This window comes from Catellatospora sp. NPDC049133 (genome assembly GCF_040648455.1).
GTDB classification, from domain to species: Bacteria; Actinomycetota; Actinomycetes; order Mycobacteriales; family Micromonosporaceae; genus Catellatospora; species Catellatospora aurea.
This window is the reverse complement of the sequence record NZ_JBEZDT010000006.1, coordinates 181,588-208,155: the sequence shown is the minus strand read 5'-3', so window position 1 is coordinate 208,155 and position 26,568 is coordinate 181,588. Positions and strand designations below refer to the sequence as shown.

Annotated in this window: 30 protein-coding genes; 16 read left to right on the top strand and 14 right to left on the bottom strand. The window is 71.2% G+C overall.

The features are described 5' to 3' along the window. Window positions 1-48: 48 nt before the first annotated feature. Window positions 49-381, top strand: a complete 333-nt coding sequence (locus AB0B35_RS08940) for a YciI family protein (protein ID WP_360527671.1) — start codon at window positions 49-51, stop codon at window positions 379-381. After that, window positions 378-1,607 carry a DUF6596 domain-containing protein gene (locus AB0B35_RS08935; RefSeq protein ID WP_361042639.1) on the top strand — a complete coding sequence of 410 codons (1,230 nt, stop codon included), beginning with the start codon at window positions 378-380 and terminating at the stop codon, window positions 1,605-1,607. Before AB0B35_RS08940 ends, AB0B35_RS08935 begins: the two co-directional genes overlap by 4 nt. A 341-nt stretch (window positions 1,608-1,948) precedes the next feature. On the opposite strand, the gene AB0B35_RS08930 is transcribed toward AB0B35_RS08935, so the two are convergent. The 8 genes from AB0B35_RS08930 to AB0B35_RS08895 all read right to left on the bottom strand — a co-directional run bounded on the left by AB0B35_RS08930 (window position 1,949) and on the right by AB0B35_RS08895 (window position 10,184). Next, window positions 1,949-3,496: a phosphodiester glycosidase family protein gene (locus tag AB0B35_RS08930; RefSeq protein WP_361042637.1), complete on the bottom strand. Its 1,548-nt coding sequence runs from the start codon at window positions 3,494-3,496 to the stop codon at window positions 1,949-1,951. Between the two features lie 57 nt (window positions 3,497-3,553). Beyond that, complete coding sequence (locus tag AB0B35_RS08925) at window positions 3,554-4,132, bottom strand: hypothetical protein (RefSeq protein ID WP_361042634.1); 579 nt, start codon at window positions 4,130-4,132, stop codon at window positions 3,554-3,556. A 65-nt stretch (window positions 4,133-4,197) separates the two neighbouring features. Beyond that, the gene (locus AB0B35_RS08920; protein ID WP_360527656.1) at window positions 4,198-5,439 is read right to left on the bottom strand and encodes a sulfite exporter TauE/SafE family protein; all 1,242 of its coding nucleotides are present in this window, start codon (window positions 5,437-5,439) and stop codon (window positions 4,198-4,200) included. 96 nt (window positions 5,440-5,535) lie between these two features. Beyond that, the gene (locus AB0B35_RS08915; protein WP_361042631.1) at window positions 5,536-6,888 is read right to left on the bottom strand and encodes a metallophosphoesterase; all 1,353 of its coding nucleotides are present in this window, start codon (window positions 6,886-6,888) and stop codon (window positions 5,536-5,538) included. A gap of 256 nt (window positions 6,889-7,144) precedes the next feature. Then, a complete protein-coding gene (locus tag AB0B35_RS08910; protein WP_361042628.1) occupies window positions 7,145-7,603 on the bottom strand; it encodes a hypothetical protein in 459 nt (152 codons plus the stop codon). An 85-nt stretch (window positions 7,604-7,688) separates the two neighbouring features. Then, window positions 7,689-8,459, bottom strand: a complete 771-nt coding sequence (locus tag AB0B35_RS08905; protein WP_361042625.1) for a hypothetical protein — start codon at window positions 8,457-8,459, stop codon at window positions 7,689-7,691. A gap of 78 nt (window positions 8,460-8,537) precedes the next feature. Beyond that, window positions 8,538-9,194: an HAD family hydrolase gene (locus AB0B35_RS08900; protein WP_361042622.1), complete on the bottom strand. Its 657-nt coding sequence runs from the start codon at window positions 9,192-9,194 to the stop codon at window positions 8,538-8,540. Between the two features lie 96 nt (window positions 9,195-9,290). Continuing rightward, a complete protein-coding gene (locus AB0B35_RS08895) occupies window positions 9,291-10,184 on the bottom strand; it encodes a DUF4437 domain-containing protein (protein WP_361042620.1) in 894 nt (297 codons plus the stop codon). Window positions 10,185-10,265: 81 nt separating this feature from the next. Here AB0B35_RS08895 and AB0B35_RS08890 point away from each other — a divergent pair, with 81 nt between their 5' ends. Continuing rightward, window positions 10,266-10,811, top strand: a complete 546-nt coding sequence (locus tag AB0B35_RS08890) for a TetR family transcriptional regulator (RefSeq protein ID WP_361042618.1) — start codon at window positions 10,266-10,268, stop codon at window positions 10,809-10,811. Further along, window positions 10,808-11,551, top strand: a complete 744-nt coding sequence (locus tag AB0B35_RS08885) for an arylmalonate decarboxylase (RefSeq protein ID WP_361042615.1) — start codon at window positions 10,808-10,810, stop codon at window positions 11,549-11,551. Before AB0B35_RS08890 ends, AB0B35_RS08885 begins: the two co-directional genes overlap by 4 nt. Before the next feature lie 7 nt (window positions 11,552-11,558). Here AB0B35_RS08885 and AB0B35_RS08880 read toward each other — a convergent pair whose 3' ends face one another. Next, a complete protein-coding gene (locus tag AB0B35_RS08880) occupies window positions 11,559-11,756 on the bottom strand; it encodes a hypothetical protein (RefSeq protein ID WP_360527632.1) in 198 nt (65 codons plus the stop codon). Between the two features lie 114 nt (window positions 11,757-11,870). Then, entirely contained in the window at window positions 11,871-12,251 is a 381-nt protein-coding gene (locus AB0B35_RS08875) for a hypothetical protein (RefSeq protein WP_361042612.1), read from the bottom strand. A gap of 139 nt (window positions 12,252-12,390) precedes the next feature. On the opposite strand from AB0B35_RS08875, the gene AB0B35_RS08870 reads away from it, so the two are divergent. The 3 genes from AB0B35_RS08870 to AB0B35_RS08860 all read left to right on the top strand — a co-directional run bounded on the left by AB0B35_RS08870 (window position 12,391) and on the right by AB0B35_RS08860 (window position 16,270). Then, on the top strand, window positions 12,391-14,739 hold the full coding sequence (locus tag AB0B35_RS08870) for a family 20 glycosylhydrolase (RefSeq protein ID WP_361042609.1): 2,349 nt from the start codon (window positions 12,391-12,393) through the stop codon (window positions 14,737-14,739). Window positions 14,740-14,889: 150 nt separating this feature from the next. Further along, complete coding sequence (locus tag AB0B35_RS08865; RefSeq protein WP_361042606.1) at window positions 14,890-15,642, top strand: NAD(P)H-binding protein; 753 nt, start codon at window positions 14,890-14,892, stop codon at window positions 15,640-15,642. 55 nt (window positions 15,643-15,697) lie between these two features. After that, window positions 15,698-16,270 carry a hypothetical protein gene (locus tag AB0B35_RS08860; protein ID WP_361042604.1) on the top strand — a complete coding sequence of 191 codons (573 nt, stop codon included), beginning with the start codon at window positions 15,698-15,700 and terminating at the stop codon, window positions 16,268-16,270. Between the two features lie 66 nt (window positions 16,271-16,336). On the opposite strand, the gene AB0B35_RS08855 is transcribed toward AB0B35_RS08860, so the two are convergent. Continuing rightward, entirely contained in the window at window positions 16,337-16,720 is a 384-nt protein-coding gene (locus AB0B35_RS08855) for a VOC family protein (protein WP_361042602.1), read from the bottom strand. Between the two features lie 67 nt (window positions 16,721-16,787). Between AB0B35_RS08855 and AB0B35_RS08850 the strand changes: the two genes are divergently transcribed. The 3 genes from AB0B35_RS08850 (at window position 16,788) to AB0B35_RS08840 (ending at window position 18,118) form a co-directional block, all read left to right on the top strand. Further along, window positions 16,788-17,213 (top strand): MmcQ/YjbR family DNA-binding protein, encoded by a 426-nt coding sequence (locus AB0B35_RS08850; RefSeq protein WP_361042600.1) that lies wholly within the window; start codon window positions 16,788-16,790, stop codon window positions 17,211-17,213. 34 nt (window positions 17,214-17,247) lie between these two features. Beyond that, complete coding sequence (locus AB0B35_RS08845; RefSeq protein WP_361042598.1) at window positions 17,248-17,766, top strand: GNAT family N-acetyltransferase; 519 nt, start codon at window positions 17,248-17,250, stop codon at window positions 17,764-17,766. A gap of 154 nt (window positions 17,767-17,920) precedes the next feature. Beyond that, window positions 17,921-18,118, top strand: coding sequence for a hypothetical protein (locus AB0B35_RS08840; RefSeq protein WP_360527612.1), 198 nt, complete (start codon window positions 17,921-17,923; stop codon window positions 18,116-18,118). A gap of 84 nt (window positions 18,119-18,202) precedes the next feature. Here AB0B35_RS08840 and AB0B35_RS08835 read toward each other — a convergent pair whose 3' ends face one another. Together AB0B35_RS08835 and AB0B35_RS08830 are read right to left on the bottom strand one after the other, a co-directional pair. Then, complete coding sequence (locus tag AB0B35_RS08835; RefSeq protein WP_361042595.1) at window positions 18,203-18,472, bottom strand: GlsB/YeaQ/YmgE family stress response membrane protein; 270 nt, start codon at window positions 18,470-18,472, stop codon at window positions 18,203-18,205. Between the two features lie 108 nt (window positions 18,473-18,580). After that, window positions 18,581-19,213: a TetR/AcrR family transcriptional regulator gene (locus AB0B35_RS08830; RefSeq protein ID WP_361042593.1), complete on the bottom strand. Its 633-nt coding sequence runs from the start codon at window positions 19,211-19,213 to the stop codon at window positions 18,581-18,583. A 108-nt stretch (window positions 19,214-19,321) separates the two neighbouring features. Between AB0B35_RS08830 and AB0B35_RS08825 the strand changes: the two genes are divergently transcribed. From AB0B35_RS08825 to AB0B35_RS08805, 5 genes are all read left to right on the top strand, one after another. Further along, window positions 19,322-19,771: a MaoC family dehydratase gene (locus AB0B35_RS08825; RefSeq protein ID WP_360527603.1), complete on the top strand. Its 450-nt coding sequence runs from the start codon at window positions 19,322-19,324 to the stop codon at window positions 19,769-19,771. After that, window positions 19,771-20,766: an NADPH:quinone oxidoreductase family protein gene (locus tag AB0B35_RS08820; protein ID WP_361042591.1), complete on the top strand. Its 996-nt coding sequence runs from the start codon at window positions 19,771-19,773 to the stop codon at window positions 20,764-20,766. Before AB0B35_RS08825 ends, AB0B35_RS08820 begins: the two co-directional genes overlap by 1 nt. Window positions 20,767-20,833: 67 nt before the next feature. Next, complete coding sequence (locus AB0B35_RS08815; protein WP_361042589.1) at window positions 20,834-21,859, top strand: phosphotransferase family protein; 1,026 nt, start codon at window positions 20,834-20,836, stop codon at window positions 21,857-21,859. Window positions 21,860-21,863: 4 nt separating this feature from the next. Next, window positions 21,864-23,084 carry an acyl-CoA dehydrogenase family protein gene (locus AB0B35_RS08810; protein ID WP_361042587.1) on the top strand — a complete coding sequence of 407 codons (1,221 nt, stop codon included), beginning with the start codon at window positions 21,864-21,866 and terminating at the stop codon, window positions 23,082-23,084. Window positions 23,085-23,086: 2 nt separating this feature from the next. Beyond that, entirely contained in the window at window positions 23,087-23,962 is an 876-nt protein-coding gene (locus tag AB0B35_RS08805) for an alpha/beta fold hydrolase (protein WP_361042584.1), read from the top strand. 104 nt (window positions 23,963-24,066) lie between these two features. On the opposite strand, the gene AB0B35_RS08800 is transcribed toward AB0B35_RS08805, so the two are convergent. Continuing rightward, window positions 24,067-24,900: a helix-turn-helix transcriptional regulator gene (locus tag AB0B35_RS08800; protein ID WP_361042581.1), complete on the bottom strand. Its 834-nt coding sequence runs from the start codon at window positions 24,898-24,900 to the stop codon at window positions 24,067-24,069. Window positions 24,901-25,075: 175 nt separating this feature from the next. Between AB0B35_RS08800 and AB0B35_RS08795 the strand changes: the two genes are divergently transcribed. Then, window positions 25,076-26,497, top strand: a complete 1,422-nt coding sequence (locus AB0B35_RS08795) for an aldehyde dehydrogenase family protein (RefSeq protein ID WP_361042579.1) — start codon at window positions 25,076-25,078, stop codon at window positions 26,495-26,497. Window positions 26,498-26,568 lie beyond the last annotated feature (71 nt).

Below are 26,568 nucleotides of genomic sequence, written 5' to 3'. Positions count from 1 at the left end.
GAGAGGCCGCTCGCGGGAGCGGCCACACCACGACAGGAGATGGTCCCGATGGCGCAGTACCTGATGTCCGTACTTGATGAGAAGGGCGGCCTCGCCACCGCGGAGGAGATGGCCGCGATCGACGTCTTCAACGAGAAGCTGCAGGCCGACGGCCACTGGGTGTTCGCCGGCGGCCTCGCGTCGCCAAGCGCGGCCACCGTGGTCGACGGCCGGGACGGGGAGCCGGTGTTCACCGACGGGCCCTACCTGGAGTCGAAGGAGCACATCATCGGCTTCTGGATCGTCGAAGCGCCGCACCTCGACGTGGCGCTGCGGCTCGCCGCCCAGGGGTCGAAGAGCTGCAACCGCAAGGTCGAACTCCGGCCGTTCCTGGGCGAATGACCGACCTCGACGAGGTGATCGGCCGGGTCCATCGCGAGGAGTGGGCCCGGCTGGTCGCGACCCTGGCCAGGCGTCTCGGGGACCTCGATGTCGCCGAGGAGACGGCCGCCGAGGCGTTCGCGACGGCCGTCGAACGGTGGCCGGTCGAGGGCGTGCCGCCGAATCCGGGCGCGTGGCTGACCACGACCGCCTACCGCAGGGCCGTCGACCGGCTCCGGCGCGAGGTCAGGCGCGAGGAGAAGCACCGGGAGGCGCTGATGCTGTTCGACCCGCCTGAGCCGCTCGGCGCCATCGACGACGACCGGCTGCGCCTCGTGTTCACCTGTTGCCACCCGGCGCTGGCGATGGAGGCCCGGGTCGCGCTGACCCTGCGAATGGTCGGTGGGCTCACCGTGCCTGAGATCGCCCGCGCGTTCCTGGTCGAGGAGACCGCCATGGGCCGGCGGATCACCCGCGCGAAAGCGAAGATCAAGGCCGCGCGCATCCCGTACGGTGTGCCGCTGCGCGAGGACCTCCCAGCCCGGGTCGGCGGAGTCCTCGGCGTCCTCTACCTGATCTTCAACGAGGGCTACCTGGCCTCGCACCCCGGGTCGAAGCCGATCCGCGGCGACCTGACCACTGAGGCGATCCGGCTGACCCGGCTGGTCCGCACCCTGCTCCCGGCCGACGGCGAAACCGCCGGACTCCTGGCGCTGATGCTGCTGACCGAGGCCCGCCGAGCCGCACGGATGTCGGCCAGCGGTGAACTCGTCGCCCTCGGCGAGCAGGACCGCGGGGCCTGGGATCGCGCGCTGATCGCCGAAGGGCACGCCCTGGTCCGCGCCCGCCTGGCCGCCGGACAGGCGCCAGGGCGTTACCAGATCCTGGCCGCGATCAACGCCGTCCACACCGATGCCCCGGACTTCCGCGACACCGACTGGTCGCAGGTCGTCGCGCTCTACGACCAGCTGGTCCGCCTGGACTCCTCGCCGATCGTGCGGCTCAACCGAGCGATCGCGGTCGCTGAACTCGACGGCCCGCAGGTCGCGCTCGCCGAGACAGACCGCCTGCCGCTGGCGGGCTACCACGTCTTCCACGCCACCCGGGCCGACCTGTTGCGCCGCCTCGGCAGCAGCGAGCAGGCCCGCGCGGCGTACGACCGGGCCATCGAGCTGTCCGGCAACAGCGCCGAGGCGGCGTATCTCGCCCGACGCCGCGGCCAACTGGGCAGCCAGTCGCCTGAATGACGCGCGCGCTTTGGCTGCTACGGTCCGATCGTGGACGAGGACTCTCGCACGGCCGAGGCAGCGTCGACCGGGTCGCCCGGGACTCCGATGACCTCGTCGACCTCGCCGCGGATGCGGGCAGGGCGCGAGCGCCGTGGTTCCAGGAGTTCACGACTGAGGCCCACATCGTCGTCAGTGGAACGTGGCCGGTCGGCTACTACCCTGACGGGCCGGAGGAGTTCACCGGGGTGCGCTGCGATCTGGACGATCACGGCGTCGTGGAACGGCACTTCCCGAGGATGGCCGCACTTCGCCGTGACCGTCCGGAGATCGGCAGACCGGAACTCCGATGACGGAACCGGTCAGGCGCGGGTGATGCGTACCGCGTCGGCGATCACGTAGCCGGTGCCCGCGGTCCAGCGGCTGACGCCGACGACGTTGGCATCCCCGGCGGCGAGGTTGAACACGCCGAGCGACACCCAACGGCCGCCGTTGACGCGCTGGTTCACCCGCACCGTCTGGTTGCCGCTGGTGGTCGCCACGATGTACGGCGTCGAGTCGTTGTAGCCGGCGTTGGCCGGGTACCAGACGGAGACCTCGTACGCCGCCGTCTGCGGGATGTTGACCTTGTACCAGGCGGAGTCGCTGGCCAGCACCGGATCGGCGAACCGGTAGTCGGCCCCGAACCGCTCACTGGAGTACGTCGAGGTGCCCCAGTTGGCGCTCGCCGTGAACCGGCCCGCGGTCGTGTTGTCCACGGTCGTGCTCCACGCCTGCGCGGTGGAGACGAAGCCGATGCCGTTGGGCACCGCACGCTGCGCGCCGTCGGACGGTGTGTTGCGCACGGAGACCGAGGTGGCCCCTGGCATGCGGGCCACCAGGGTGCTCGAACCGCCGCCGTCGAGGTTGATCGCGTCGTCGGCCCCCAGCGACTTCATGTAGGCGGCCAGCTCCACATAGGTCATGCCGACGCTCGCCGTGGACCGGCCGTCCACCACGACCAGCCACATCTTCAGTCCGTCGGCGGAGAACCCGACCGCGGTACGCGGATTCTTCGGATGCGAGACCGTGGTGGCCACGCCGTCCTTGACCAGCACCAGGTTTCCGCCGATGGCGACCTGCGCGGCCCCGTCGCCGCCCCGGGGCGCGTAGTTCACCGTGACCGTGTCGCCGACCGCGAGCCCGGCCAGGGCGTCCGCGCCGGTGTTGACGCCGAGCACGGCCACGGTGCCGTTGGCGACCTTGCCGCCCGGGGTGGTGCTCACCTTGCTCACCTTGCCGGCGGTGACCTCGATCTCGCGCGAACGGGTCGCGCCGTCGAGCACCTGGCTGCGCGGCTCGTCGCCCCAGAGCGGGTTGTAGACGCCGATGCCGTTGGCCGCGATGTCCGGCGAGTTCAGGTTCGTGGCGGTGAGCCGGGTGCCGCCCGGCAGGGTGACCGTCGCGTCGAGGAAGATCTGGGCCAGGCCGCCGCGGCTGCCCGCCCCGTTGGCGTACAGCGCCGCGACGTTGTTCCAGCCGGAGGCCGGGCCGTGCAGCAGCGAGCCGCCGTCGATGCCGACGCCGCGGGGTGCGCCGGTCGCGCCGATGTCGAAGAAGTCGCCGTTGACGGCGGCTATCGCACCGACGCGGTTGGCCTGGGTGGTCAGCGCGGCGGTCGCGCCGACGGTGCCGGGGCTGAGGTATTTGGGTTGGAGCGTCGGTTCGGCGAGATCGGCGGTCAGGATGTTGACCTGGTTGGGTCCGCTGATCGAGGTGTTCGTCAGGGTGAGGCCGGGGGCGAGGGACGTGACGGCCAGGGTGCCGGCGTCGGCGACGGTGGCGACGGCGAGGGCGGGGGTCGGCGGCGCACCCAGGCTTGTGAGGGCGAGCAGTGCGGACAGCAGGACGGTCAGGGCTGGTCGGCGCATGGCGGCTCCCGGTCGGAGGGGTGTGGTTCGCTGTCAGGGGATTTCGCGGTATGACGGTCAGGCGCAGGCGGCCACGACTGCTTTCTCGGCGCTGCGCGTCGCGGGCAGCTCGATCACGGCGGCCAGCTTCGCCTGATCGCCGTCGGATCCTTCGACGGCGACGATCGCCTGCTCCACCGCCAGCTGATACGCGGAGATCTTCGCCTTGAGCTTCGGGTCAGCGGTGAGTTCGGCCGCGCCGGCCACCCCGACATGCATGGCGGTGTAGGCCGTGTTCAGATCGTTCGTCGCCTTGGCGAGCACTTCGTGGGGCCGTCCGGGCTGAGCGAGGACCACTGCCACGGGAGCGATCGCGGCGACGGCGGTCTGGCGGGCCTTCAGCACGGCATCGCAGGCCGGGAGGCTTTTCGAGGCGGGCGTTCCGGCGGGCGCGGGCGACCCGGCAGGTGCGGTGGGCCCGGCGGCGGCTCCCGCTGTGGTGGACGGCTCGGGGCCCGTCGATGCGGTACCGGCGGACACCGTCGCGCCCGGCGGCAGTGGTGCCGCGGCGGGTGGCAGCTGGCCGCAGCCAGTCACTCCCACCAGAGCCATCGTCGTGGCCGCGATGCCGAGCAGACGTACCGTTACCGGTCGCATGGCAGGTCCTTTCTGGCCGCCCGGTGAGCCGGGCGGGGCGGGGTTCGAGTCGGAACACGACATGCTCAGAAGGCGAACGCGGCGCGGGCGGCCAGGCCGAACCCCATCACGATGATCACTGAGGCCGTCGCTTCCGCCGGCACGGTGAGCCGGCCGAGCCAGGTCCAGCGATCACGTACGCGCAGCAGCAACAGCCCCGCGGCGGTCAGCATCCCCGCCATGCCCAGGCCGTAGACGACGATCAGGACGATGCCCAGCCAGAGGCGGCCGAGCGCCGCCGCGCCGAGCAGCACCACCAGTGCCGTGGGGCTGGGCACGAGACCGCCGGCGATCCCGAGGGCGGCGAGGCTGCCGCGGCGTTCCTCGTGGTGGTGATGATGGTGGTGACCGTGGCTGTGGCCGTGCTCGTGATCGTGGTGGTGGCCCGGCCCGTGATGGTGATGGGCGTGCCGGTGGCGCAGAGCGTTGACGAGGATGCCCGCTCCCACGGCGGTGATCACGATGCCGCTGGCCACGCCGAGCCACTGGAGCACCGACTCTGCGGCCAGGCCGGCGAAAACGGTGGTGGCGATGCCGAGGACCAGTACACCGGCGGTATGGGTGAGCGTGACGGTGCCGCCGACGATGACCGCGTCGCGCCGCCTCCCCTGCCGTCCGGCCATGTACAGCGCCATCACGGTCTTGCCGTGACCGGGAAGCGCCGCGTGCGCCGCACCCAGCAGCGCCGCCATCAACACGGCCAGCAGCAGCACGCCCGGGGACGGGTCGCCGAGCACACCGGCCAGCCAGGCCTCGCCGCGTTCCAGCCAGCCCTTCTGGGGCGCGGCGGCAGCCGCCGACGGGCTCGCCTCGGTTCCGGGCCGCAGGGTCAGCTCCGCCGAGCGCTCGTACGGCGGCAGGGTGGCCGGCAGGGCGACGCCGTCGCCGGCCATGACGATCTGGTTGGCGCCGACCCGGTCGGTCAGGTACCGGTTCGTCACCGCGACGGTCGCCGAGGGGCCGACCTCGGTCGTGGCCGAGAGCCGGCAGGTGAGCCGGATGGTTTCGACGCCTGCCGCGCCCAGCCGCTTCAACTCGCTGGATTGCACGGCCCACGGCAGCGGCGCCGATCCGGCGCGGGCGTCGAGGGCGGCGGCGAAGGTGGCGCAGTCGGGCGTGAGCTGCTTGGCCGCCACCTCGCCGACCTCGAGAACGGCGACGACGTCGACGCGGTCCGGGCGCAGCGTCACCTCGACGCGCTGGTCGACCGAGAACGGGGTCAGCGGGTGGGCGGCGAGGGCCGCGCCGAGCAGGAGAGCGGGGATCACGAGACACACTCCGGGCGGTTGGTGGCGCACGCGGTCGGCGGGAGTGCGGAGGCACGGCACGACGGCCGCACCTCCGCACACGGAACTGCGCTTGACTCAGCTGATGCGGGTGACCTTCACGGCGTCGGCGATGACGTATCCCGTCCCCGCCGTCCAGCGGCTGACGCCCACCTTGTTCTCGTCACCGGCGGACAGGGTGAAGTTGCCCAGGGACACCCATTTGCCGCCGTTGGCGCGCTGGTTGACGTGGACGGTCTGGTTTCCGCTCGGCGTCACGACGATGTACGGCGCCGCGTCGTTGTAGCCCGAGTTCGCCGAGTACCAGACCGCGACCTGGTAGGTGCCCGTCTCCGGGATGTTCACCTTGTACCAGGCGGGATCGCTGACGGACAGGGGGTCAGCGAAGCGGTAGTCCGCGCCGTACCGCTGCGTCGAGTAGGTCGACGTCCCCCAGTTCGCGCTCGCGGTGAACCGGCCCGCGGTCGTGTTGTCGACGACGGTGCTCCACGCCGGCGGGATCAGGTTGATGTTGCTGAGCACGAACTGGTTCGCCGCGTCGGTCTTGTACGTGTTGAGGAACGGCGAGTACGTCTTGACGTCCAGGGTCTTGTTGTTCGGATCGAACGTCATGATGCGCAGGAAGCTGTTGGGGTCGCGCTGGGAGGAGTTCTGGTAGTCGGCCTGGATCTGGTGGACGGTGTTGCCGTTCACCCCCGCCTGCGTGATCACCCCGGCGTTGACGTAGTGGCCGGAGAAGGTGAACCGGAAGTTCTTCTGCTTGCTGACCAGGTTGGTCCACAGGTTGTTGCCGTTGCTGTCCTTGGTGACGCCGTTCTGGTAGGCGTGGGTGACCAGGATGGAGTTGTGGTTCGGGTGCGCGGCCACCACCGAGTTCGCCCAGGTGATCTCGGCGGCGCTGGGCGCGTACTTCATCGCCACGACGAGCCAGTCCACGCCGCCGGCGGTGAACGTGTGGTAGGTGTTGTCGTTCGCGGTGGCGGGGTAGGTCCCGCCGAACGACGGCAGCGGGGTGAAGGTCGACCGCGGGTAGTGGGTGTTGTACCGGGTCGCGGTGCGGGTCGTCGAGGCGGTGCCCGGGTCCAGGTCGTGGTTGCCCGGCCCGATGATGTACGGCACGTCGTCGGTGGGCAGGCCCATCGCGCTCTTGCTGTTGGTCCACTGGGCGAGCTGGTCGGAGTTGTCGATCACATCACCGACGTGCAGCACGTACTTGATGTTCCGGGCGGTCTGCTGGGCGGCCACCCACTGCATCTGCGCCCGGAACACCTCCGGCCAGTACTCGGAGGCGTACTGGGTGTCCGGCAGCATCACGATGGTGAAGGTCTCCGCGGCCAGCGCCTGCGCCGGCGCCGCGGGGCCGGGCAAGACCGTGACCATGAGCGCGGCGAGGGTGGCGCCGAGCCCGCGGGTGATCTTGGTGATCCTCATTCCTTCCTTCCTTCCTCGGTCGGTGAAGCGGAACCGAGGCACCGGCAGGAACGAACGTCGATGGAACATGCCGTGCCCCACTCGACCACTGGCGGCCGAGCGAAGCTATTCAACCAATGATGCGACTCAATGGAAAGATATCTTCATAGATTGTCATCTAAGATTTGCTTCCGGGCAGGCGGGCGGTTCCCCACCGGACGCAGCGAACAGGGCCGGACGCGATGCGCGTCCGGCCCTGTTCGGTTACGTCAGTTGCTCAGCTCGCCTGTCTACGGTGTGTGTCGAGCTGCTCCACCAGCGCGACCAGCTTCTCGAACGGCATCCTGACCACGGGGCTGAACAGGTTGCGGCTGACGCCGACGCTGGTGGGAACCTGAGTGCCGTCCAGCAGCTCCACCCAGAGCAGCCGCTTACCAGCCTTGCCGGGCTCAGGGCGCAGGGTGAACTCGCGCACCCGGTTCAGGGCGATGACCGAACTGCCCAGCCCGAGCCGCAGCACCAGCTGGTCGCCCACCAGGTAGATGCCCTGGCGCGTGCCCGCGTAGGCGGCGCCGAAGATGATCAGTAGCGGGATCAGCCTCGGTTCGGCATAGCGGCCGGCGGCGAGCGCCTCGACGACCAGCACCCCGCAGATCACGACCAGGACGAGGTAGAGCGGACCGAGGGCGGGCAGCGGGGTGAGGCGCTTCGAGCGGCGTACGGAGACGGAGGGCACCGGCGCATTCTGCCCGGTCGCCGGCCGGCCCGTCTCCCCCACTTTCGGTTGATCATGCACACCGCACCGGCGCGGCCGTCGCCGCTCAGCCGTAGGCGGGTCGCGGTGCCGACACGCGCAGCGCCGTCTGCGACTTCGTGTGCCGGAAGAGCCTCGGGATCACCCGGTGCAGGTCCAGGAAGGTCGGCCAGCGCGCCACCGCCGTCGCCGCGTCCGAGGCGGCGACCTTGCTCGACAGCTCCAGGACCGGCTCGGCCGGGAACTCCCACAGCTGCAGCGCCAGCGGCTGCTGCCAGCCCCGCGCCGTGCCGGCCAGCCGCCGCACGCGTACGGGGCCGAACAGCGACAGCCCGTCCAGGCTCACCCCGCACGGCGCGTACGCCTGGAACAGCCGCCGCTGCCGAGGCGTGAACAGCCCGCCCGGCGGGGTGCGCCCGGACACGGCCGCCGCGACGGTCGCCCCGGCGAGCCGGGTCTTCAGCGACGCCGAGCAGACGAATCCGTGGGAGGCCATGTCCAGCTCCACGTTGAAGCCCTTGCGGCGGCGCAGTTCCGGATCGAGCGCGGCCGGATCGGCCGGGCGGATGCGCACCGTCGTGTCGGCTCCGGCGTCACCCGTCCGGCGGATCCGGACGATCACCCCGGCCGCCTCCAGCGCCAGAGCGGGCGTGTCCAGGTAGTAGACCTGCCTGGTCGACGCGTCGGCGAGGTCGAAGCCCAGCGAGCGCGCGGCGGCTCGGCCCTCCGCCTCGGTCAGCACGGCCTTCAACTCGACCGTGTCGCACGCGTCGAGGTACGCCGGGACGTCCGGGACGGCGTAACGACCGCTCAGGGGCTGTCCGATTTCAGGGGTCACGTGTGATCGCAACGAGCGCACCCCGATCCCGGTTACCGCGCATCCGGCCGGTCCCACTTTCGGCGCACCGTGCGGGGCCTATCCGTGCGCCGCGTTGTGCTTCGCGACCAGGCCCGGAAGCTCGTCCAGCGCATCGATGCGGAACAGGGCCTGCTCGGCCACGGCCGGCAGGTCGAGGATGTGCCCCCACGGGCCGCGCCGGATCAGGCAGGTCTTCAAGCCCGCGGCCAGGGCCGGGCGCACGTCGTTGTCGGGCCGGTCGCCGACGTACAGGATCGTGGAGGCGTCGCCGCCGCCCGCGCGTACGACGTGCTCGAAGAAGGCCGGTGACGGTTTCGCCACACCCCAGCCCTCCGATGTGCCGATCACGTCCACGGGCAGACCGAGATCGCGCAGGAGGGCCTCGGCGTGCGCCGGCTGGTTGCCCGCCAGGCCCACGAGCAGGCCCTGGTCCTTCAGTGCGGCCAGGCACGACCGCGCGTCGGGGTAGAGGTCCTCTTCGCCGAACGACTCGGGCACGCCGGCGGCCGCGCGGAGTTCGCGTTCGGCCACGATGTCGAAGTCGGGCCGGAAGGCCCGGAACGTCTCCTGATAGTCCAGCCCCCGGGCGATCACCGCGCCCAGCACCGCCGACAGCGTGTGCCGTGGCACGCCGAGCCAGTCCGCCCAGGTGTGGAACTCGTATGACTCGTCGAGGATCGTTCCGCCGACGTCGAAGAACACCGCATCGATCACCTACGTGCCTCCGTCCGGGTCGCGCCGACAGTGGATCATAGAACGAAACGTCAATGCCTCATTCGTGATCACTGTGGAGCGACCCGGCGGCCGCGGTCACTGGTAGCTCGGGTCGGCCCACCGTCCGATGGAACGCGAGCGCACGGGCTCGACGAAGCGGGGTGCGGCGCTGTGCGGGTAACCGTCGCCCCAGTTCGTGGCGTCGCCCTGCATCATCACGCGGGCGTTGTCGGTGTACCAGTCGACGAGGTCGCTGTCGGAGCGCACGATCCACGTGCAGCCGGTCTCGGCGTCGGCGGTGAAGTCGCCGTGGCGGATCAGCGGCGGGCGCCAGAAGTAGGCGCCGGGCCACATCTTGCCGTAGTTGTAGTCGAACCCGCCGTCCAGGCAGTACGCCTCCTCGCTGCACGGGTGGTGGGCCATCGGCACCTCGCGCCAGCCGGGCTTGGCCTTGATGAGGCGCGTGTAGAAGCCGGTCTTCGCGTCGCGGTGCAGGAGTTTGATGTAGAGGCCGGGCACGGGCGTGCCGCCGAGGTCGAAGCGCATCGGGCTGCCGTCCTTGACGTCGATCCACGGCATCTGCGCGGTGTCCAGGACGATCAGCTCCTGGTCGGCGCGGACCGTGTCGAGCGAGCTGTCCGCGGGCTCGAAGCTCCAGTCGCCGTGCTCGCGGAACAGCAGGATCTCGGTGCCCGCGGCGACGGCCAGCGGCGGGGTCAGCACGCCCGCGGGCGCGGTCCAGTAGCCCTCGGGCCCGAGCACCGTGTCGCCGATGGTCACCTGCCCTGACAGGACGTACCACTCGGTGTCGGCGCGGTGCACCCCGGCCGGCCGGGACCAGTCGCCGGTGAACCTGACCTTCAGCGACGCCGAGCCGTCCTCCTCGTCGTAGCTGAGGTTGCGCTGCTCGGCAGCGCCCTGCGCGTGCTGGAACTCGGCGATGTGCCAGATCAGGTCGCGTTCGTCGATGAGTTCTACGTGGGGTCGCACCGTGGTCTCCCTTCCCGGAACTGTTTCCAGTACGGAATGTAGCGGTTACCCGTTTCCGAGACAAGGTGTATCGTTAAGACCATGACGCGAACCGGACGCCCCGCGGGGCCGGCCACGGAAACGACCACGGTCGTGCTGACCGCGGCGCTCCAACTGCTGCTGGCCGAAGGAGCCGCCGCGCTGACCCCGCAGCGGCTGCACACGGTCACCGGGGTGTCCCGCTCGACCATCTACCGGCACTGGCCGACACCGCACGACGTGCTCGCCGCCCTCATCGACGTGGCCCCGCTCGGGCCGGCCGAACGCACCGGCGACCTGGCCCACGACCTGCACGCCGAGGTCGACCTGCTGTGCAACCGCCTGCGCGACCGGCCCGTCGCGGCCCTGCTGCAGGCCCTGACCGCCGCGGCCGAGGCCGAACTGCGCCACCGCTACGTCGGCGACCTGCTGGCCCCGTTCCACGACGTGCTGCGCGCCGCCGGCGTCGCCACCGCCCAGCGCGAGGACGCGGTCGCCGCGATCGTGTCACCGCTGCTGGTCGACGCCCTGCTGCTGGACCGGCCGACGGCCCGCACCCGGGCGCACCGCACCGTCGACGAACTCGCCACCCGGCTGGCCCGCGCATGACCAACAACGTCGGCCCCCGGGCGGTGTTCGGGGTGATCGTGCCGAGCACCAACACCGTCGTCGAACACGACTACTGGACCGCCGGGATTGCCGGGATCGCCTACCGGGCCGGTTCCATGCACATCCCCAACCCCGTCATGGGCGGCGACGAGGACTTCCAGGCGCTGCTGGTCCAGATCCGCGCGTCGATCGACACCGCCGTGCGCGACGTGCTCACCGCCGAACCCGACCGGCTCGTGATGGGCATGTCGGCCGAGACGTTCTGGGGCGGCGTCGCCGGAAACGCCGCCTTCGAGCAGCGCCTGCGGGAGCGCAGCGGGCTGCCGGTCACCACCGGGGCGAGCTCCTGCCGAGCCGCGTTGACCGAGCTGGGCTGCCGCCGGATCGCGGTCTTCTCGCCGTACCAGCCGATCGCCGACAAGGAGGTCGGCCGGTTCTTCACCGAGGCGGGCTTCGACGTCACCGCCATCACCGGGCTGCGCTGCCCCACCGCCATGGACATCGCCCGAGTGCCGGCGCAGCGGTTGGACGAGGTCGTGGCCTCGCTCGACGGGCCCGACGTCGACGCGGTGGTCCAGGTCGGCACGAACCTGTCCTTCGTCGCCCAGGCCGACCGGCTCGAAGCCGAGCTGAACAAACCCGTGATCGCCATCAACGCGGCCACGCTGTGGCACGCGCTGCGCGAGCACGGGATGTCCGACCAGGTCACCGGGTGCGGTCGGCTGCTACGCGAGCACTGACCGTCCGTCAGCCGCCGCCCGCACCCTGGCAGCTGACGGTCGGGTCCGCGCCCGTGTAGTTGAACGGGCCGGCCAGGATCGTGGCCGCGATCGTCGAGACCTGGTCGCAGTCGGCGGCGCCGCCGGTGAAGTAGTCGCGCCGCGCCCCCGCCATCACCCCGGCGGCCAACCACGCCAGGACCACCACCAGCACGATCCGGCGCATCTGAACCTCCCACAACCAGGCTATTCGATCAGCCAGGCCGGGCGGCCCCGGCCGGTGAACTGCGGTGAGACATCACCGATCGCCCGGTAGGTCCGGTCAGGTCGCCGAGAACCCTCAGATCGCGTCCTGCGGCGCGCCGTCGTAGGCCCGCGCGATCGCGCTCTGCGCGTGCGGGCGCGCCGGCATCGTCTCGGGCCGGCGCACCGTCACGATGAGCCCGGCCCAGTAGCCGTAGACGCGCACCGACGCGTCCGGTGTGCCGTCGAGGGCGTGCCGGACGCGGTCGCGGATCAGCGTGCCGTCCAGTTCGGCGCCGTACATCGCGCGGTGTGCGGCCTGCAGGCGGGCGAGATGCAGGTCCAGGCCGCGGGTGCGGCCGTCGCGCACCTGCATCGCGGTGAAGTGACCCCAGACGTGGTGCTCGATCAGCGCCAAAGCGTCCGCATCGGCGGGACGTCCGTCGATCTCCACGCGCGTGTGGTCGGATCCGGTCACGCGCCGAATGTACGCCGCGCCGGCCGTCGCCGCCGACCGCCCGATCCGGACATGTGAGCTGTTGCTTGACAGCGCCGACCGCCAGACATAGCCTGCCGTCTAACTGGAAGGTAACTTTACCGTTCCGTTGGAGGGTGTCGTGCATCGTCGCGTCCGGCAAGTTCTGCTCGTCTCCGCCGTCGTCGCCGCCTCCGGGCTCGTCGGCATCATCCAGGCCCCCACGGCCCACGCCGCCGCCCTGAGCCTCCAGAGCGTCGTGCCCGCACCGGTGTCGGTGCAGCCCGCCACTGGTGTCACCTACACGCTGCCGGCCGCCGCCACGATCCAGACCCCGACCGGCTCGCCGGCCGCCACCGCCGTCGGCACCCACCTCGCCGACCTCCTGCGCCCCTCCACCGGGTACGCGCTGCCCGTCACCACCACCAGCGGCACCCCCACCAGCGGCATCGCGCTGCTGCTGACCGGCGCCGACCCCAGCGTCGGCACCGAGGGCTACCAGCTGGACGTGACCGCGGCGCTGATCACCATCCGGGCGCAGACCGCCGCCGGGCTGTTCCACGGCGCGCAGACGCTGCGGCAGCTGCTGCCCGCCGCCGTCGAGGCCCGCACCGTCCAGCCCGGACCGTGGGAGGTCGCCGGCGGCAGGATCATCGACTACCCGCGCTACGGCTACCGCGGAGCGATGCTCGACGTGTCACGGCACTTCTTCGGCGTCGACGTCGTCAAGAGGTATCTCGACGAGATCAGCCAATACAAGATCAATACGCTGCACCTGCATCTGTCCGACGACCAGGGCTGGCGCATCGTCATCGACGCCTGGCCGCGCCTGGCCACTGTCGGCGGCAGCACCCAGGTCGGCGGCGGCGCGGGCGGCTACTACACCAAGGCGCAGTACACCGACCTCGTCAACTACGCCGCGGCCCGCCACATCACCATCGTCCCGGAGATCGACATGCCCGGGCACGTCAACGCCGCCCAGGCCTCCTACGCCGAACTCAACTGCAACGACACCGCCCCGCCGCTGTACACCGGCACCAGCGTCGGGTTCAGCTCGCTGTGCGTCGGCAAGGAGATCACCTACACCTTCGTGCAGCAGGTCCTCACCGAACTGGCCGCCCTCACCCCCGGCCCGTACCTGCACCTCGGCGGCGACGAGGCCAACAGCACCTCCGACGCCGACTACCGCACGTTCATGAACCGCGTCCAGCCGTACGTCGGCGCCGTCGGCAAGACCGTCATGGGCTGGCACCAGGTCGGCCAGGCCGACCACTCCCCCGGCCGGATCGCCCAGTACTGGGGCACCAGCACCTCCGACGCCGACCTCAGCGCCGCGGTGAGCAAGGGCGCCAAGGTCGTGATGTCGCCCGCCAACAAGGCGTACCTCGACATGAAGTACACCAACCAGACCCCGCTCGGCCTCACCTGGGCCGGCCTGATCGAGGTGCAGACCGCCTACAACTGGGACCCCGCCACCCTGCTGCCCGGCGTGCCGGCCGGCGCCGTCCTCGGCGTGGAAGCCCCGCTGTGGAGCGAGACCATCACCAAGCTCGCCGACATCGAATACATGGCCTTCCCGCGCCTGCCCGCCCTCGCCGAGCTGGCCTGGTCGCCGCAGTCGGCCCGCAACTGGGACACCTTCAAGACCCGCCTGGGCGCGCAGGGCCCCCGCTGGACAGCTCAGAACATCAACTTCTACCGCTCACCCCAGGTCCCCTGGACGACCCCGCCCGCGACCGGCCGCATCGAGGCCGAGTCCTACACCTCACAGTCCGGGGTGCAGATCGTCGCCGACGCCAACGCCCACGGCGGCAACCGCGTCGGCTACATCGAGAACGGCGACTGGATCGGGTTCTCCGGCGTCAACCCCGCAGGCAAGACCGGCTTCACCGCCCGCGTCTCCTCCGGCGGAAACGGCGGCACCCTCCAGATCCGCACCGGATCAGCCACCGGCCCACTGCTCGGCTCCGTCGCCGTCGCCAACACCGGCGGCTGGGGCAACTACACCGACGTCACCACCACCATCGGCACCGGCTCAGGACCGCTGTACCTCGTCTTCACCGGCACCGGCAGCCTCTTCGACATCGACAGCTTCGCCCTCACCGGCACAGCGCCGCCGACGACCCGCATCGAAGCGGAGGCCTACACCGCGCAGTCCGGGGTGCAGATCGTCGCCGACGCCAACGCCCACGGCGGCAACCGCGTCGGCTACATCGAGAACGGCGACTGGATCGGGTTCTCCGGCGTCAACCCCGCAGGCAAGACCGGCTTCACCGCCCGCGTCTCCTCCGGCGGAAACGGCGGCACCCTCCAGATCCGCACCGGATCAGCCACCGGCCCACTGCTCGGCTCCGTCGCCGTCGCCAACACCGGCGGCTGGGGCAACTACACCGACGTCACCACCACCATCGGCACCGGCTCAGGACCGCTGTACCTCGTCTTCACCGGCACCGGCAGCCTCTTCGACATCGACAGCTTCGCCCTCACCTGAGCCGCCCGAGCACCTCGCCACCCCAGCAGCGCGTCACCGGGGCCGCAGACCGGTGGCGTGCTGCTGCGGGCGAATCCCGGACGTGGCGAGCGCACCGTCATACGATGGCCCATGTCCATGAGGTCTCCGACGAGGTGAGGACCGGCCGTCATGCGTATCGCCGTCGCCGGGGCCACCGGGAACATCGGCTCGCTCACCGTCGCCGCGCTGGAGCGCGCAGGCCACGACGTGGTCAGGATCAGCCGCTCGCTCGGTGTGGACCTGTCGACCGGTGAAGGACTGGACGACGCGCTGACCGGCGTCGAGGCCGTCATCGACGCCACCAACGGCCCGGCGCGGGACCGCACCGAGACGGTGGACTTCTTCCACACGGCCACCGGCAACCTGCTGGCGGCCGAGCAGCGCGCCGGGGTCCGCCACCACGTCCTGCTCTCGATCGTCGGCGTCGGCCGCATCGAGGGCAACGCGCACTACGCCGGCAAACGCGAGCAGGAACGCCTCGTCGAAGCCGGGCCGGTGCCGTGGACGATCGTCCCGGCCACGCAGTTCCACGACTTCGCCGCGACGGTCGTGGGCTGGACCGAGAAGGACGGGGTCGCGCCGGTCCCGCCGCTGCTGATGCAGCCGATCGCCCCCGCCGACATCGCCGACGTGCTCGCCGAGGTCGCCGTCGACGAGCCCCAGGGCCGACACCGGGACGTCGCCGGACCCGAACCCCAGGACCTCGTGGACATGGCCCGGCGCACCAACGAGGCGCGCGGGCGCACCGTGAAACTGGTACCCACCTGGTCGACCGCCCTCACGGTCGAGATGGCCGGAGAGGTGCTGCTGCCCGGCGAGAACGCTCGGATCGCCCCGACCACCTTCGACGAATGGCTGCAGGGGCAACGCGACGCGGCCTGACCGGACCCGAGCACGTATCGGCAACCGCCGACCCCGTCGCGCGCGTCTACGGTGCATGATTCGCGTTCGCGACGCCGTTCTCGCCGCGCTCTGCGTGGCGGTGCTGACCCCGTTGCTGGTGCTGTCGACGGCTGCCGCCGGGTTCGGTCCGCGCCACTGGTCCGGCGTGCCGCTGACAGGGGTGGCGCTCCCGTTGCTCGACGCGCGCCCGACATCGTCGGCCACCCGCGTCGCGGCGCTCGACGCGATCACGGACGAACTGATCGCCACGCAATACCGTGGGTGGACCGCGCTCTACACGGGCGCGGACGGCCGCGTCCAGATCGAAACCACCCGGTTGAGCGCTGCCCTGTTCCGCGAGCTGGGCGACCGCTTCGGCGGCGACACGGTGGGCCTGGTCTACACCCCGATGACCCCGCCGATGTATCCGGGCGGCCCGGACGGCGGGCACACGGTCGAGACGACCTGGCAGCGCACGGACCCGGTCAGCAGCTGGCTCACGCTGCTGGTCGGCTTTCCCTGGCAGCTCGGCACGGCACTGCTGCTGACCGCGGCCGGATGGGCGCTCGTCCTGCGCCGCCGACGACGCGCGGTGGCTGAGCCTGCTCACGGGGACGGCGACCGCTGACGCATCCGCACCACCCGCCGACAGCCCCGCCGTTACGTCCGTGCACGCCTACCGCCCTTGTCGCCGTCAGTCCTCGTCGAGGCAGAGGCAGAACGGATGCCCGGCCGGGTCGAGCAGCACGCGTACGTTCGCCCGCGGCGACGCCGCGCCGAGCGAGGCACCCAGCGCGAGCGCGTCGGCGACCGCGGAGTCGAGGTCGCCGACCTGGAAGTCGAAGTGCATCATCGGCCGCTGCGCACCGTCGACCGGCGGCCAGACCGGCGCCCGGTAGTCGGTGGCCTGCTGGAACACGAGGTAGACGGCTCCCTGTGGCGGCGCGACGACCGTCGTTCCCGGTTCCTCGTGGACGATGGGCCAGCCGAGCAGTTCGGCGTAGAACCGTGCCAGCGCCGCGGGGTCGGGAGCTTCGATCGCGGTGCCCCACCACATGCCGGCAGTTCGAGAACGCATCCTCCCATCCTGTCGTCGCGGTCGTGCGCCCGTCCAACCGGGCAGGCCGCGGCATATGCTCAGGGGCGTGTCCGACGCTGACGAGCGGCCCGCCCGGGTCGACGACGTGCACGAGCTGGCCCTGGCCATGCCGCACGTGACCGTCGAGTACGGGACCGGCGAGAACCCCGTCTACCAGGTGGGCGGCAAGTCGTTCATCTTCTTCCGCAATCCGCGGCCCGACGCCGTCGACCCCGACACCGGCGAGCGCTACCCCGACGTGATCGTCTTCTGGGTCGGCTCGGACGCCGACAAGCAGGCGATGGTCCAGGACGAGTCCTCGCCGTACTTCACGACCGCGCACTTCAACGGCCACCCGTCGGTGCTGCTGCGGGCCTGCCGGATCGGCGAGATCAGCCGCCGGGAGCTGGCCGAGCTGGTCCAGGACGCCTGGCTGTCCCGCGCCTCGGCCCGCCGGGCGTCCGTCTGGCTCGCCGAGAACCCGCCGGCCTGAACATCACCGGCGGCGGTGGTCGTACTCTTCCCCGGTGTCCATCACGGTCTTCAGCACCGAGCGACTCGTGGTCCGGCCGTTCGGCCACGCCGATGCCGCCGACGCCTTCGCCATGTGGTCCGACCCTGAGGTCTGCCGCTTCACCGGCGACGAGCCGCCCACCGACATCGCGATCATCGTCGGTGACATCCCGCGCTGGCAGGCGGTCGCCGAACGCGGCCCGGGCTGCGGATTCTGGGCCGTCACGACGCACGACGGCGTGTTCGTCGGCGACGTCTACGTACGCCCGCTGAACGGTGCCGCCGGGGAGCACGAGATCGGCTGGCATTTCGCCCGGCCGTACTGGGGTCGCGGATACGCCGGTGAGGTCGCGCTCGGGGCGATGGACCACGCCTGGCGCAACGGCGTCCACCGCCTGGTCGCGCTCGTTCATCCCGATCATGCGGCCTCTCGCCGCGTCGCGGAGAAGATCGGCATGACGTTCGAAGGACTGTCGGACCGCTACGACGCCGGCGAGCCGCCCGTGGCGGTGTTCGCCGCCGAGCGCCCCTGAGCCACCGCGGGTTCACCGGGGCTGTTCCGGCCATCGATGCCTGACCGGGTTGCCACCGTCTGTTGCCGTCGAGCCGGGGCGGTAAACCAGTTCGGGGGCAGAATCAGCCGAAAGAGTGTTCGCGCTCGTAATACGACGATGGCACCCTTTTCCGATGACTGGATTTCTGAGCCGCGCGCAGCGGCGCGGCATGTGGGCCGCGTTCCTGCTGATGGCAGCGTATGCGCCGTTCACCGCGTGGCTGTCCGACGACGACACCTGGTTCCTGAGCATCGTCGTCGCGGGCCTGGTCGCCACCGTGCTGATCGCCGACGACCACGAGCGCACCTCCCGCCGCGCCAGCCGCGACTGACGCCGGGATTCGACGGCACTCGGTCGTCATGACGCTGGGGCCGGGACATCGCCGTCCCGGCCCCAGCATCCACCCAGATGTGCCTTACACGGCGCTGCGACCGCGGACACCGGCGAGCAGCGCGACACCCAGCGCGGCCAGACCCACCTGGAAGAGCAGCTCGATCCAGTCGACGCCCGCGGTGACGGCAACGCCCACGGCCTGCGCGAGCGCGGTGCCGATCAGCGCGGCGACGATGCCCACCACGATCGTCAGCCAGACCGGCAGGCTCTGACGGCCCGGCACGACCAGCCGGCCGAGCGCGCCGATGATCAGACCAACGATGAGAGCCGAGATGATTCCGGCGACAGTCATGATTCCTCCCTAGCGCATGACATCCACTGCCGCCTGTCTGCCCGCCCACTCGGCCCGGCAAACCACCGCACCGTCTGATTTGCAGCAGCGAGGACGGGACCGCCGGGGTCAGCGGGCCTGGACCATGCGTACGGCGAGGTCGGCGTAGAGCGCGCCGATGTCCTCGGGGGCGCGGCGGCCGGAGGTGCGGTACCAGCGGGCCACGTCGACGGTCAGGGAGAGCAGGGCCAGGCCGGTGCCCGGGATGTCCGGCACGTCGAAGACGCCCTGCTCGACACCGTGTTCGAGGGTCGCCCGGACCACGAGGTCCATCTCGTGGCGCAGCGCGTTGATCTCGGTGAGGTGCGCCGGTTCGAGGGCGTTGAGCTCGTACGAGATGACGCGGGCCGGGGTGTGGAACAGGGCGTGCCAGGCGGCGAAGTCGCCGATGACGTCACGTAGCTGCTGCACGGGGTCGTCGCTGCGGGCGGCGGCGGCGCGCAGGGCGACCAGCGAGTGCCGGTGCCCGACCAGGCAGATGCGGTGCAGCAGCTCCTCCTTGGAGCGGTAGTGCACGTACACGCCGGCGGGGCTCATGCCGACGCGGGTGGCGATGTCGCGGGTGGTGGTGGCGTGGTAGCCGCGTTCGGCGAAGGCCTGGACGGCGGCGATGAGCAGCCGCCGGGCGGGTGCCGGGCTGACGTCGTGCCAGGCCCGCTCCAGCATCGCGACCTCGTCGAGGTCGGCGGCGGCGGTGTTCATCGGGGTCCTCCACGGCTCGGGGTGAAGCGTTGACAGCACCCTTCCATACCGGCATCCTAAGCAAGCGCTTACTTAGTTCGCCAACCTTCACCGTGGAAGGGTTATGTCATGGCCTTCGCCTCCCTGGACGACGTGCGTGCCGCCGTCGGCACCGTCGTCAACACCAGCGAATGGTTGGAGATCGATCAGAAGCGGGTCGACATGTTCGCCGAGGCCACCGGCGACCTGCAGTGGATCCACACCGACCCGGCCCGGGCCGCCGCGGGCCCGTTCGGCACCACCATCGCGCACGGCTACCTGACCCTGTCGCTGATCCCGTTCCTGGCCGGTGACGCGCTGCGGGTGCCGGGCGTGAAGATGGGCGTCAACTACGGCACCAACAAGGTGCGCTTCCCCGCTCCGGTGCCGGTCGGCTCGCGGGTGCGGGCGACGGTGAAGCTGCTGTCGGTCGACGACGTCGAGGGCGGCGTGCAGCTGACCTCGCAGGTGACCATCGAGCGCGAGGGCGGCGACAAGCCGGTCTGCGTCGCCGAGACCGTGTCGCGGATGTACCTCTGATGGCCGCGACGATGCGGGCCTGGCAGGCCGCCGCCAACGGCGAGCCCGCCGACGTGATGAGCCTGGTCGAGACCCCGGTTCCCACCCCGGGCGCGAACCAGCTGCTGGTACGCGTGCGCGCGTCCGCGCTGAACTTCCCGGACGTGCTGCTGGTCCGGGGGCAGTACCAGGTGCGCCCGCCGCTGCCGTTCACGCCCGGCGTGGAGCTGTGCGGTGTGGTCGTCGCGGTCGGGGCCGAGGTCGCCGGGTTCGCCGAGGGCGACCGGGTCATCGGCACCACGGCGCTGCCCTTCGGCGCACTGGCCGAGTATGCGCTGGTCGAGGCCGCGGACGCGTTCCCCGCCCCGGCCGCGCTGGACGACGTGCAGGCTTCGGCGATGCACATCGCGTACCAGACGGGGTGGTTCTCCCTGCACCGCCGGGCGCGGCTGCAGCCGGGTGAGACGCTGCTTATCCACGCGGGCGCGGGCGGGGTCGGCAGTGCCGCGATCCAGCTCGGCAAGGCCGCGGGCGCGACCGTGATCGCGGTCGTCGGCGGGGCCGCCAAGACCGAGGTCGCCGCGAAGCTCGGCGCGGACCTCGTGATCGACCGCCGCGAGCAGGACTTCATCGCCGCGGTGAAGGCGGCCACCGGCGGCCGTGGTGCGGACGTGGTCTTCGACCCGGTGGGCGGCGAGGCGTACACCGGTTCGGCCAAGTGTGTCGCGTTCGAGGGCCGCATCCTGGTCGTCGGCTTCGCGGGCGGCACCGTGCCGACGCCGGGACTCAACCACGCCCTGGTGAAGAACTACTCGATCGTGGGCGTGCACTGGGGGCTGTACCGGCAGCTCGATCCGGCGCTGGTCGTGCAGGCGCACGAGACGCTGTGCGGGCTGGCCGCCGACGGGATCGTGCAGCCGCTGATCGGCGGCGTGCTCGGCCTCGACGAAGCCGTGGACGGCCTGACCCGCCTCGGCGCGGGCGAGACCGTCGGCCGCCTGGTGGTGCGACCGTGAGCGAGCGCAGCGAGCGAACCAGCGGCCCCGCCTGTCACGACGGAGCCGAGCGCAGCGAGGTGACGGCGTGACGGATCCGAAGGGTCTCGACCTGTCCGCGCTGCGGTCTTTCCTGGACCGGGTGCGTCCCGGGCTGGTCAGCGGGGACCTGACCGGGGAGCTGATCCCGGGCGGTAAGTCCAATCTGACCTACCGGGTCGCCGACGACGCGCAGCGCTGGGTGGTACGACGCCCACCGCTCGGGCACGTGCTGTCCACCGCCCACGACATGTCCCGAGAGTACCGGGTGATCTCGGCGCTGGGCGGGACGCGGGTGCCGGTGCCGGGCACCGTCGCGCTGTGCGAGGACCCCGAGGTGATCGGGGCGCCGTTCTACGTGATGGAGCACGTGGACGGGACGGTGTGGCGGACCGCGGGGCAGACCGCGACGCTGGGGGCCGAGCGCGTCGGGTCGCTGTCGCTGGCGCTGATGGACGTGCTCGCCGACCTGCACGCGGTCGACCCGGCGGCGGTCGGCCTCGGCGACTTCGGCAAGCCGGAGGGATACCTGGCCCGGCAGCTGCGCCGGTGGAGCACCCAGTTGCAGCACTCGCACAACCGCGAGCTGCCCGGCCTGGCCGAGCTGCACGACGACCTGGTCGCGCGGATGCCCGCGCAGGCCGCGCAGGTGTCGATCCTGCACGGCGACTACCGGCTCGACAACTGCATCGTCGGGCCCGGCGACCAGATCGTCGCGGTGCTCGACTGGGAGATGGCCACCATCGGCGATCCGCTCGCCGACCTGGGCCTGTTCCTGTGCTACTGGCGCATGTGGACCGAACCGGTGATGGACGGCCTGTTCGGCGAGGCTCCCCCGGCGGGCGTCTTCCCGTCCGCGGCGCAGATGGCGGCCCGCTACGCCGCCCGGCGCGGCGCGGACCTGTCGGAGCTCCCGTGGTACGTCGCGTTCGCGCACTACAAGCTCGTCGGCATCCTCGAGGGCATCCACTACCGGTACCTCGCCGGGCAGACGGTCGGCGAAGGCTTCGACCGGGTCGGCGCGATGGTCCCGCATCTGATCAAGCTCGGTCACCGCACGCTGCAGGAGGCGTAAGACCATGGAATTCTCGTACGACGAGCGCACCGAGCAGCTGCGCGTGGAGCTGCTCGACTTCCTGGAGCAGCACGTGTACCCGGCCGAGGCCGTCGCCGAGCACCAGCTCGGCGAGATCGCGCCGTGGACCACGCCGCCGGTCATGGAGGAGCTGAAGACCGAGGCCCGCAAGCGGGGCCTGTGGAACCTGTTCCTCCCCCACCACCCGCTCGGCGCGGGGCTGAGCAACCTGCAGTACGCGCCGCTGGCGGAGATCACCGGTCGCAGCCCGCACCTGGCCCCGGAGTCGATCAACTGCAACGCCCCGGACACCGGCAACATGGAGGTGCTGACCATGTTCGGCACCGCCGAGCAGCAGGACCGCTGGCTCAAGCCGCTGCTCGCCGGGGAGATCCGCTCGGCGTTCTGCATGACCGAGCCCGAGGTCGCCTCCTCCGACGCCACCAACATCACCACCCGCATCGAGCGCGACGGCGACTCCTACGTCATCAACGGGCGCAAATGGTGGTCGTCGGGCGCCATGAACCCGCGCTGCGAGATCTTCATCGTGATGGGCAAGACCGACCCGTCCGCCGACCGGCACCGCCAGCAGAGCCAGATCCTGGTGCCCCGGGACACCCCCGGCATCGAGATCAAGCGCGGCATGCACGTGTTCGGCTACGACGACGGCTGGCACGGCGGCCACGCCGAGATCACCTTCACCGACGTCCGCGTGCCCGCCGCGAACCTGATCGCGGGCGAGGGCGAAGGCTTCGCGATCGCGCAGGCGCGGCTCGGCCCCGGGCGCATCCACCACTGCATGCGGCTGATCGGCATGGCCGAGCGGGCCCTGGAGCTGATGTGCCGGCGGGCCACCGAGCGGGTCGCGTTCGGCAAGCCGCTGTCGGCGCAGGGCGTCGTCGGCGAGTGGATCGCCGAGGCCCGGGTCCGCATCGAGCAGGCCCGCCTGCTGGTGCTGAAGACCGCCTGGCTGATGGACACCGTCGGTAACAAGGGCGCGCACACCGAGATCCAGGCGATCAAGATCGTCGTGCCGGAGATGGCCGGCTGGGTGATCGACAAGGCGATCCAAGTGCACGGCGGCGGCGGTGTCAGCCAGGACTTCCCGCTCGCGCACATGTGGGCCGCCGCGCGTACGCTGCGCCTGGCCGACGGCCCCGACGAGGTGCACAAGGCCTCGCTGGCCAAGCGGGAACTGCGCAAGTACAGCGCGGAGCGGAGCTGAGAGTGATCAGTGCGTACGCCGACCTCGGCGGGCCCGTGCACCACGTCGACTTCGGCGGGCCGGCCGACGCGCCGCCCGTCGTCCTGGTGCACGGGTTGGGCGGCTCGCACCTGAACTGGACACGGCTCGCGCCGCTGCTGACGCCGTACGCCCGGGTGAGTGCCCTTGATCTGGCGGGGTTCGGCCGCACGGGCGCGGCGGCCGGGCCGACCACGGTCACCGCCAACGCCGAGCTGCTGCGGCGCTACCTGACCGAAGTCGTCGGCGAGCCCGCGGTACTAGTGGGCAACTCGATGGGCGGCATGATCTCCACCCTGACCGCGGCGGCCGCCCCGGACGCTGTGCGCGGGCTGGCGCTGGTCGACCCGAGTGTGCCGCTCGCCCCGAACGTCAAGATCGATCCGGAGATCCGGCGGCTGTTCCTGGTCAACCTCATCCCGGGTGTCGCCGGCTGGGCCATGCGCCGCCGCCTGGCCACCGTGCCCGCCCGCCGGCGCATCGAGGAGACCCTCGCCCTCACCTGCGCCGACGCGTCCCGAGTGCCCGAGCAGATCATCGCCGACGCGGTCGCGCTCGACGAGGAGATGACCGCCGCCAACCCGCGCCGCGACCTCGCCTACCTCGGCGCGAGCCGCTCCCTGCTGCGCCTGCTGGCCCGCCCCGACGGCTATTGGCGCGCCATGGAGTCCCTGCGTATGCCGGTCCTGCTCACCCACGGCGTACACGACCGGCACGTCCCCATCGGCTCCGCCCGCGCCGTCGCCGCCCGCCTGCCCCACTGGACCTACGTCGAACTCGACTCCGGCCACGTCCCCCAACTCGAACACCCCCAAGAACTCGCCGACCACCTCCTCCCCTGGCTCCACACCCTGAAGTAGGAAAGGAAGGGCACCTTCACAACGTTCTGCGTTGTAGAAGGTGCCCTTCCCCACCTTGCGCGCTCTTGACCAGCGCAAAGTCGACGATCGGTAGCGGACGCGGGTCAGGCGGACAGGGCGCCGGTGATCGACAGCAGATGAAGCCTGTCATGGCTTTCACTGCCCGGGGTAGCCGTATAGACCAGCAGCGCCTGCGACTGATCGGGGTCCAGCAGCGTCTGGCAGTGCAGCTCGATCGAACCGACCTGCGGGTGCCGCAGCCGCTTGGCGACGCAGTACGGGCCTGGGACCGGGTGGGCACGCCACAGCTGCTCGAACTCCGGGCTGGTGCTCAGCAGGGAGTCGGCGATCTCCGCCGCGCGGGACTTCCTGCCGTCGCGGGTGTAGGCGCGGTGCAGGTCCGCGGCGAGCTGGCGGCTGTGCGCCGGATGGTCGTCCGGGTGGTACAGCTCCCGCGACGCCGGATCGGTGAACCACCGGTAGTGCAGGCTGCGTGCGAGCCCGGTGTGCGCCGTCTCGTCACCGAGCAGCGCGACGGCCAGGCGGGTCTGCTTGAGCGTCTCCCCGAGGTGGCTCACGACCTGCGCGGCCGCGTCGCCGAGCCCGTCGAAGATGCGCATCATGCCCGGGTTGATGTGGTCGGTGCGCAGCACGCGCTGCGGGACCGGATGCCCGCCGAGGCGGAACAGGTGGTCGCGCTCTTCCAGGGAAAGCCGCAGCCCTCGGGCGATCGCGGCCAGCATCTGCTCCGACGGGTGCGGCCCGCGCTGCTGCTCGATCCGGCTGTAGTAGTCCGTCGACATGCCGCTGAGCGCCGCGACCTCCTCACGGCGCAGCCCGCCGGTGCGCCGCCGCGGGCCGCGGGGCAGTCCGACGTCCTCCGGCTGCAGCGCCTCGCGCCTGGTCCGGAGGAACTCGGCGAGTCGATCCCGTTGCACACACCGCTCCGTTCCTCTGATCTTGCTAACAACGCCCTGGTCAGACCTGTTTCCACAGCGACGGGGCTCACACCGACGTCGGCATCGGCGAACCGATCGTGCCCCGGGTCGCCGTGCTCAGCCACGGACAGGTTGTGCCTGGTTACGGCCTCGCGACGGCAGCACAGTCGAACCCATGAACAACCCAGCACCCACCCCGATCGGCCACTGGATCGGCGGCCGCGTCGTCGCCGGCTCCGGCGAGACCATCCCCGTCACGAACCCGGCCACCGGCGAGGTCATCGCCGAGGCGCCCGCCGGCACCTCTGCGGACGTCGACCAGGCCGTCGCCGCGGCCCGAGCCGCCTTCCCCGGCTGGGCCGCCACCGACCCGGCCGAGCGGGCCGCCGCCGTGCGGCGCATCGGCGAAGGCCTGCAGGCCCGCGCCGAGGAGATCGCCGTCACGATCACCGCCGAGATGGGCTCACCGATCACCCTGTCCCGCACCGCCCAGATCGGGTTCCCGGTCGCCGTGGCGAACTCCTTCGCGGCGCTCGCCGCCGACTTCGCGTGGACCGACCAGGTCGGCAATTCCCTGATCGTGCGCGAGCCGATCGGCGTCGTCGGCGCGATCACGCCGTGGAACTTCCCGCTCCAGCAGATCGTCTCGAAGCTCGCGCCCGCCCTGGTCGCCGGCGACACGATGGTCTTCAAGCCGTCGGAGGTCGCACCGCTCACGGCACGAATCCTGGCTGAGGTCACCGCCGACGCCGGGCTGCCACCCGGCGTGTTCAACGTCGTGTACGGCACCGGCGACATCGTCGGCGAGGCGATCTCCGCGCACCCCGACATCGACATGATCTCGTTCACCGGCTCGACCCGGGCGGGACGGCGGATCTCGGCCGTCGCCGCGCAGACCGTCAAGCGGGTCGCGCTCGAACTCGGCGGCAAGGGCGCCAACGTGATCCTCGACGACGCCGATCTGGCCAAGGCCGTCGACAAGGGCCTGATGATGGTGTTCACCAACAGCGGCCAGGTCTGCGGCGCGTGGCCGCGGATGCTGGTCCCCGCGGCCCGCCACGATGAGATTGTCGCGCTGGCGATCGCGACGGCGGCGCAGTACACCGTGGGCGATCCGACCGACGCGGCCACCCGGCTCGGGCCGATGGTCTCCGAGGAGCACCGGCGCAAGGTCGACGGGTACATCGAGCGCGGCATCGCCGACGGCGCGACGCTGGTGTTCGGCGGCCCGGGGCGGCCCGACGGCCTCGACGGCGCGTACGTCCGGCCGACGATCTTCGCCAACGTCGACCCGGACTCCGCCATCGCCCAGGAGGAGATCTTCGGCCCGGTGCTCACGATCATCCCGTACACCGACGACGACCACGCCGTGGCCATCGCCAACAGCACCATGTACGGCCTGACCAGCGGCGTCTTTGGGGAACCAGAGCACGCCCTGGCCGTGGCCCGCAGGCTGCGCGCCGGTCAGGTCGACATCAACGGCGCACCGTGGAACGCGCTCGCCCCGTTCGGCGGCTACCGCCAGTCCGGCAACGGCCGCGAATTCGGCCGATCCGGACTGGAGGAGTTCCTGGAAACCAAGTCCATCCAGCGCTGATCGAGGCGAACTGTTCCCGTCCCGAACGAGCATGATCGCTGTTTCCGGTCACATTGTGTGGTCTGACCTCA